The 7,675-nt window shown below is 70.3% G+C and carries 3 protein-coding genes, 1 tRNA gene and 1 pseudogene; 3 read left to right on the forward strand and 2 right to left on the reverse strand.

What is annotated here, in order from left to right; all coding sequences use genetic code 11:
• Positions 1 to 1,207: 1,207 nt before the first annotated feature.
• Positions 1,208 to 1,954, forward strand: a pseudogene (locus tag CM1CMNOD_RS24395) (recombinase family protein); the annotation flags it as partial.
• A 644-nt stretch (positions 1,955 to 2,598) separates the two neighbouring features.
• On the opposite strand, the gene CM1CMNOD_RS09575 reads toward CM1CMNOD_RS24395, so the two are convergent.
• A tRNA-Leu gene (locus tag CM1CMNOD_RS09575) sits at positions 2,599 to 2,671 on the reverse strand.
• 173 nt (positions 2,672 to 2,844) lie between these two features.
• On the opposite strand from CM1CMNOD_RS09575, the gene CM1CMNOD_RS09580 reads away from it, so the two are divergent.
• Both CM1CMNOD_RS09580 and CM1CMNOD_RS23590 read left to right on the forward strand, forming a co-directional pair.
• Positions 2,845 to 3,459 carry an ANTAR domain-containing response regulator gene (locus tag CM1CMNOD_RS09580; RefSeq protein WP_013873459.1) on the forward strand — a complete coding sequence of 205 codons (615 nt, stop codon included), beginning with the start codon at positions 2,845 to 2,847 and terminating at the stop codon, positions 3,457 to 3,459.
• Positions 3,456 to 5,087 carry a branched-chain amino acid ABC transporter substrate-binding protein gene (locus tag CM1CMNOD_RS23590; RefSeq protein WP_013873460.1) on the forward strand — a complete coding sequence of 544 codons (1,632 nt, stop codon included), beginning with the start codon at positions 3,456 to 3,458 and terminating at the stop codon, positions 5,085 to 5,087. The genes CM1CMNOD_RS09580 and CM1CMNOD_RS23590 overlap by 4 nt, the downstream gene beginning before the upstream one ends.
• A gap of 16 nt (positions 5,088 to 5,103) precedes the next feature.
• Here the strand turns inward: CM1CMNOD_RS23590 and CM1CMNOD_RS09590 are convergent, their stop codons facing one another.
• A complete protein-coding gene (locus CM1CMNOD_RS09590) occupies positions 5,104 to 7,353 on the reverse strand; it encodes an MMPL family transporter (RefSeq protein WP_013873461.1) in 2,250 nt (749 codons plus the stop codon).
• Positions 7,354 to 7,675 lie beyond the last annotated feature (322 nt).

Consider the following 7,675-nt stretch of genomic DNA (forward strand, 5'->3'; position numbering starts at 1 on the left):
GGACACTAGAAGCCCGGCGGGACAGCCGTGCGTTCCGCCGGCCGATGAGGCGCGTGTGGTTGAAAGGCGGGAGATCATCTGAAGTCGAGCTGGTCTGTGATTCTTTTCATGTTCCGCGTTGTATGTTTGGATTTCTCGACAGTTGGATGTCTTTCCTGGCTGGGAGTGGTATGCGGAAGCGTGTAACGGCATCGATGCTGGTTCTGCTTTGTGGATATTCGTAGTTGCCCTGAACTGCCTTCTGGCTATCCCATGGAATGGTGACTTTTTCTCCCGATCGAGGCTGTGATCCGCGGCCGCTTGGTGAGTGCCAGTGACCACGATCCGGGCCGGCTGGGATGGCCCCCTACGCACCCGAGCCGCTGACAACCCTGGTGAGGAATGCCAGAAGAAAGCGGCGGGACCGACCGCTTCCGGGTCGGCGACGCCAGCAGGGCGAACAAGTGAGCCGATGTCGTGGCGGTGGTCCGTCGAGGTTGTCGATGGACCGTCCGGTCAGGCGTTGCGGGCGGAGCGTGCGGCGGCGCTTCGCGAGGCCTTGGCGGCTTGGGCGGCGGCGGAGGCCGCTTCCGGGAGCGCCGCAAGCAGCCGACAACCGCCCAGGCCGGAGCCGTAACAGCGGGAATTCCGCGATCATCTTCCGTTACATCTGATTCCCTGCCAGGTGGATCGGATCCATTTTCCAGGGCGCGATGGGAGGAAGATGACGAAGGCTAGAATTGTCCTCGACAGGTGCTGGTGAGGGGAGCGTGGGATGGCGCAGATGCCGGAGGCGTTTGGGTCGTTGCGGTCGCGTTCGACTAGGCCGTCGGTGCGGGGCTGGGCGGGTCTGCGGGTGGCGTTTCTGGGTCGGGTGTCCACGAAGGACCAGCAGGATCCGACGTTGTCCCTGCCGCGCCAGTTGCACAACGCCACCGCCGCGCTGCCGTCGGGGGTGCGGCTCGTCGCGCATTTTTATGATGTGGAGTCCGGCCGGAAGAATCTGGATGCTCGGGGGTTCAGCCGGGCGCATGAGCTGTTCGATATTCCCGTTCCCCGGGATGGTGGGATCGCGGATCTGTTGGCGGAGGCCAAGGGGCTGTCGCGGCGGTTCGACGCGGTGATCTGCGAGTCGATCGAGCGGGTAGCCCGGCGCACCTACTACGACACCCGGGTCGAGCATGAGCTGGAGCAGGCCGGGGTGGTGCTGCTGGCCGCGGACGAGCCGATGACGCTGTCGCGGCTGCGGGCGACCACGGTGTTGACCCGGCGGGTCAAGCAGGGGGTGGCCGAGTGGTACGTGCTGGAGACGTTGGAGAAGTCCTGGGACGGGTTCTGCGAGCATACCGCGCAGGGCTGGAACGTGGGACGGCCACCGTACGGCTATCTGCCGGAGCGGATCCCGCATCCGGTGCCGGCGCGGCGGGCCGAGGGACGGACCAAACACCGGCTGGTACCGGACCCGGTGCGGGCCCCGGTGGTCCGGCAGATCTTTGCCTGGCGGATCGCGGAACGGCTGGGGTACGCGGCGATCGCGGATCGGCTCAACGCCGACCTCGACCGGTATCCGCCGCCGATGCACATCGATCCGCGGCGGCGGCGGGACGCGTGGGGCCGGTCGTCGGTGCGGGAGATTCTGGTCAATCCGAAGTACACCGGCTACATGGTGTGGAACCGGCGGGGGACGAAGAAGGGGGGAGCGATCAACCATCCGGACGTGTGGGTGTGGTCGGCCGAGCCGGTGCATCCCCCGCTGGTCAGCCAGGCCGATTTTCTGGCTGCGGCCGCGGTGGGGGTGGAGCGGTTCGGCAGCCGGTCGGGTAATGGTGCCAACAGTGCGCATCCGCAGACCAGGCGGAGCTATCTGCTGCGGGGGATGGTGGTCTGCGCGTTGTGTGGCCGGCGGATGGTCGGGAAGTCGCGGGCGGCGCGGGGCCGGCCGGACGCGCTGCTGTACTACGTCTGCGAGGCCCCGCGGAACCACGCCGACTTCACCGAACGCTACCCGGAGCATCCGCGTGGGATTCTGCTGGCGGAACGGCGCCTGCTCGCCGGGATCAACGACTTCCTCAACACCCGGCTGCTCGGCCCGGATCGGCTCGCGCTGCTGACCGCCGAGATCGACCATGCGGCGGTGGTAGAGCAGGACGATCGGGTCGCCCGCCGGGCCGCGTTGCAGCGCACCCTGGCCGATATCGCCACCCGGCAGCGGCGGCTGCTCACCACGCTGGAAACCCAGGATGACCTTACCGGGGCGGTGTTCTCTCACGTGCAGCAGCGGATCGCGGAGCTGGACGTGCAGCGGCGGGCCGCTCAGGAGGCGTTGGACGAGCTCGACGCCCAGGATGCCACCGTGGCAGCCGCTACTCCCGATCTTGGCTTGTTGGGGCGGGTGCCGTTGGGCCGGTTGGACGTCGCAGATCTTCCTCAGGCGACCGCGCGGCGGCTGCTGGACGCCCTCAGGCTGAGGATCCGCTACGACAGGGCGGCGAATCAGGCGCAAGCGCAGATCACGCTGGACGTTGAGACCGCGGACGCCCTGGACTCCACGATCATCCGTACCGACGTCCCCAGCGAAGATCGCCTACATGGCGGGAGCGCGTTTTCCCTTCCTCGTTGTGCCCCCGGTGGGATTCGAACCCACACTGTCGGTGGTTTGAGCACCGTCTCTCTGCCGTTGGAGTACAGGGGCCGGCAGCCACGGTTCGCGGACGCTGGGTCTTGAAGTTGCTGGCGAACCGGTCAATATGCAGGTAGAGCTTCCTCCATGACTGTAGCCGGGTAAGGTGCGGATCGACCGACCGCCTCACATCACGGCGGGTCAACAGTGTGATCCTAGCCCTGCGAGCCCAGGAGTCCGACTCGATGAGCCAGCCATCCTCGACCCCCCGCCGGGTGCTGATCGCCGAGGACGAGGCGCTGATCCGCCTTGATCTGAGGGAGATGCTCCAGGAGGAGGGCTATGAGGTGGTCGGTGAGGCCGGGGACGGCGAGGTGGCGGTCAGCCTGGCCACCAAGCTGCGTCCCGACCTGGTCATCCTCGACGTCAAGATGCCCCGGATGGACGGGATCGACGCCGGCGCGCACATCGCCAAGGAGCGGATCGCGCCGGTGGTGATCCTGACCGCGTTCAGCCAGCGGGACCTGGTGGAGCGGGCCCGGGACGCCGGGGCGATGGCCTACGTCGTCAAACCGTTCCAGAAGAAGGACCTGCTGCCGACGATCGAGATGGCGATGAGCCGGTTCACCGAGATCGTCAGCCTGGAGGCCGAGGTCGAGGATCTGCAGGGCCGGCTGGAGGCCCGCAAGATCATCGAACGGGCGAAGGGGGTCCTGCAGACCGAGCACGCCATGACCGAGCCGGATGCCTTCCGTTGGATTCAGCGCACGTCGATGAACCAGCGGCGCACGATGCGGGCCGTGGCCGAGGCCGTGCTGGCCGGCGACCTCCTGCCCGGTGAGGCACTGCCCGGAGCGTGAGCACGGCCCGGAACCTGCTCGGGCGGAACGTGCTCGGACGGCTCACGGCCGTGCTCGGACGGCTGTTCGTCACCGGGCCACGACGGCGGCTGTTCCGGCTACTCGCCGGTGTGGTCGCTGTGATCGTGGCCCTTGTGGCCGTTCTCGCGGTGGCGCTCACGGGCGGTTCGCCGGCGGACGGGCCGTCCGCCACGCGGACCAGGACGGCCACGCTCGGGTTGATCGCACCGCTGTCCGCGGACCGCGCATCCGTGGGTACGGCCGTGCGCAACGCCGTTCGCCTCGCGGTCGACGAGGCGAACGTCCAGGGCACGATCCCGGGCTGGAAGGTCCGGCTGAGCGTCCAGGACGACCTGTCCAGGCCGGATGGCGGCGCCCGCGCCGCGGGGACGCTCGCCGCCGACGAGAGCCTGATCGGCGTGGTCGGACCGCTGAGCTCCACGGTCGCGATGGTTGCCCTGCCCACTCTGGACGCCGCCGGGATCGCGGTGGTCTCACCGTCCAACAGCCAGCCCGAGCTGACCGGCATCACCCCGTCGGCTCTGTCGGCCTCGTCGACCTCATCAGTCGTACCGGCCTCGCCAGCGGCCCGTGGCCGGCCGTACCGGACCTATTTCCGGCTGAGTGGGACGGATGTGCTCGCGGCCCGGGACGCCGCCGAGTACGCCGTGCGGGTCATCGGCCGCCACCGGATCGCGGTGGTCGACGGCGGCCCGGACTTCGGTACCTCGCTCGCGCAACGGTTCGCCACCGAGGCCACGCGGCTCGGCGCGGCCGTCACCGGGACACACCGGGTCGACGGCAGCGCCGACGACACGGCCGAGGTCGAGCAGGTGGCCCGCTACCTTCGCGCCGAGGCCCCGGACCTGGTGTACGTGGCGACCGGCCAGGCCTTTGCCGGGAAGCTGCGCGAGGAGCTGGCCGAGCACGGCCCGGCCGTGTCCATCCTGGGCTCCGACGGGCTGTTCGACCCCCACTACCCCGAGCAGGCGCGGGATGCCGCCGAGGGAGACCTGGTCGCCGATCTCGGCGCGCCCCTGTCCGCGTTGCCGGCGGCCGGGCGGTTCGCGGCCGCCTACCTGGACCGCTGGCCGGCGGAGAGCGACAGCGACAGCGCCGGGGGAGGCGACCCGCGAAGTGGTGAGCCGCACGGCGGCGAGCCGGGCCGTGACGCCCCGGCTGCCGGCGCTCCGGCTGGTGGCGGTGCTTCGTCTGCTGATGGTCCGTCTGCTGTCAGTCCGCCCGGTGGCGGTTCGGCCGGTGGTAGCCCGGCGGCGGCCGGTCCGGCTGGTGACGGCCAGGCCGACGGTGGCGGTCACGCCGTCGTGTCGGCCTCGCCGGCCGCGTCGCCGGCGCCGGACGTCGACGTGATCCCCTCGGTCGCCGCCTACGCCTACGATGCGGCACAGGCGTTGCTGCGGGCCGCGGCCGGTGTCCTGCCCGGCCAGGACACGGTGGACGAGGCCGCCAGGGCGGCGATCGTCACCGCGGTCGGGCAGGGCCGTTTCCCCGGTGTCACCGGCGACGTCGGCTTCGACGCCTGGGGCGATCCGCTGACGTCGGTGGTGACCGTCTACGAGATCCGAGGCCAGCGCTTCGTCCCCGTGTGGGTTCACCGCTCCGAGTAGCCGCGGGCCGCCGCGGTCAGGGGTGGTGGCCGGTCGCGGACATGTCGTGGGGTGCGGTGGGGTCCCCGGCGGCTGCGGTGACGTGGGCCCGCTGCTCGGGCAGGGCCGGCGGGCCGATCAGCTGCTTGCCCTCGACGTCGATGTCGGGCAGCAGCCTGTTCAGCCATGCCGGCAGCCACCAGGCGTGCCGTCCCGCCAGGGACATCACCGCCGGTACCAGGGTCATCCGCACCACGAACGCGTCCACGAGCACGCCGAAGGAGAGCGCGAAGCCGATCGACTGGATGATCGCCTGATCGGACAGGATGAACCCGGCGAACACGCTGATCATGATGATCGCGGCCGCGGTGACGACCCGGGCGCCGTGCCGGAAGCCGGTGACCACCGCGTCGTCCGGTTCAAGGCCGTGGACGAACTCCTCGCGCATCCGGGTGACCAGGAAGACCTCGTAGTCCATGGCCAGGCCGAACAGGACACCGATGAGGAAGATCGGCAGGATGCTGACGATGGGACCGGTCGTTGCGACGCCGAGGACGTCCATCAGCCAGCCCCACTGGAACACGGCCACCACCGCGCCGAACGTGGCGACGACGCTGAGCAGGAAGCCCGCGGTCGCCTTCAACGGCACGAGGATGCTGCGGAAGACCAGGACGAGCAGCACGAACGCCAGCCCGACGACAACCGCGAGGTAGGGCAGGAGCGCGTCGGAGAGCTTCTCGGACACGTCGATGTTGATCGCGGTCTCGCCGGTGATCGCGGTGCTGGCGCCGGTGGCGGCCCTGATCGCCGCAGCCTGGCCACGGATGGTGTGTACCAGGTCCTCGGTGGCGGCCTCGCTCGGCCCGGAGGTGGGGGTCACCGACAGTGTCGCGGTGTTGCCGGCGGGGTTGAACGTCGGCGCGGTCACCGCGGCCACGCCGGGCAACGCGGTGACGGTACGGGAGACCTCACCGACGGCCGTGCGCGGGTCGGCGCTGGCGGAGCCGTCCACCACGAGCAGCAGCGGGCCGTTGAAACCCGGCCCGAATCCGGCGGTGAGCTGGTCGTAGGCCCTGCGCTGGGTGCTGTCCGGCGCGGCCGTGGCGTCGGTGGGCAGGCCGAGGCGCAGATCGGCCGCGGGGACGGCGAGCAGGCCTAGAGCCAGCACGGACAGGACGACGGCGATGGCGCGGCGCCGCACGATCAGGCGTGCCCACCGCTGGCCCACGGTGGGGCCGCCGCCGTCGCCCTCGGGGTCGCGGGCGCGCAGCCCGGGGATGCGCCCGCCCAGCAGCCGCCGCCCGGCGAAGCCGAACAGGGCGGGCAGCAGGGTGAGCGCGACGATGACGGCGACGGCGACGGTGCCGGCGGCGGCCAGCCCCATCGACGTCAGGAACGGGATGCCCACGACCGAGAGCGCGGCCAGCGCGATGACGACGGTCAGGCCGGCGAACACCACCGCCGAGCCCGCGGTGCCCACCGCGCGGCCCGCGGCCTGCTCGCCGTCGGAGCCCAGGGAGAGTTCGTGCCGGTAACGGGAGGTGATGAACAGCGCGTAGTCGACCCCGACCGCCAGGCCGAGCATCAGGGCGAGCGTCGGGGTGCTGGAGCTGACGTTGATGAACCCGGTGGCGATCTGGATGCAGCCGATGCCGATCATCACGCTCAGTAGCGCGGTGAGCAGGGGGAAGCCGGCCGCGACCAGCGAGCCGAAGGTGATGACGAGCACGACGGCGGCCACGACCAGGCCGATGACCTCGGTGGCGCTCTGTTCGGGTTGCCCCTCCACCGCGGTGCCGCCGAACTCGACGCCGATCCCGGCGTCGCGGGCCACCCCGGCGGCGGCGAACAGGCTCTCTCGGGCCTCGTCGGTGATTTCACCCGGCTGCACCTTGTAGGTGACCTGCGTATAGGCGGTGCGCCCGTCCTGGGAGACACCGCCCCGGACGAACGGGTCGCTGGCCTGGGCCACCTGTGGCGCCTTGACGATCTTCTGGACGGCGTCGGTGACGGCCTGTCTGCCTGCCGCCTCGGTGAGCGAACCGTCCGTGGCGGTGAAGACCACGCGTGCGGTGGCCGCGTCGGCGCCGGCGCCGGGCATGCGTTCCTGTAGCAGGTCGACGGCCTTCTGGGACTCGGTCCCCGGGATGGAGAAGGTCTCGGAGGTCGGGCCGGACAGGGTCGCCGCGCCGGCCCCGATGAGGGCCAGCACGAGGACCCACAGGGCGACGACCAGCCGTCGGCGGCGGTAGGCCGCGCGCCCGAGCCGGTACAGGTAGGTGGCCAACGGATCTTCCCCTCGGGTCGGTAGGGCGCTGTGGATGGGTGCCGCTTGCCAGCGTCGCTAGCCGATCGGCAGGTATTGTCAAAAGATGAAGCTAGCCGTCCGTCTAGGAAATGGCAAGCTGATCGGCTAGTTACCAACCTGCCGTCCGGCTAGCATTAAGATCGACGAAAGCGCGGAACACGCCGATGCCCGTGCCCGTCGCGCGAGATGATGGCCGGCGGCGGCACCCAGATCGCTCGTACGGACGGGAGCAGTCGGACGGACAGCCCGGGCCAACCAGGGTCTCCAGGGCGCGGCCCGGACGAGTGGACAGGCAGGACAG

It is taken from the genome of Protofrankia symbiont of Coriaria myrtifolia (genome assembly GCF_900634755.1).
GTDB classification, from domain to species: Bacteria; Actinomycetota; Actinomycetes; order Frankiales; family Frankiaceae; genus Protofrankia; species Protofrankia coriariae.

What these genes read in the sequence shown, in the direction of transcription:
- CM1CMNOD_RS09580 (WP_013873459.1), top strand. Translation starts at nt 2,845, where the DNA reads ATGAGCCAGCCATCCTCGACCCCCCGCCGGGTGCTGATCGCCGAGGAC.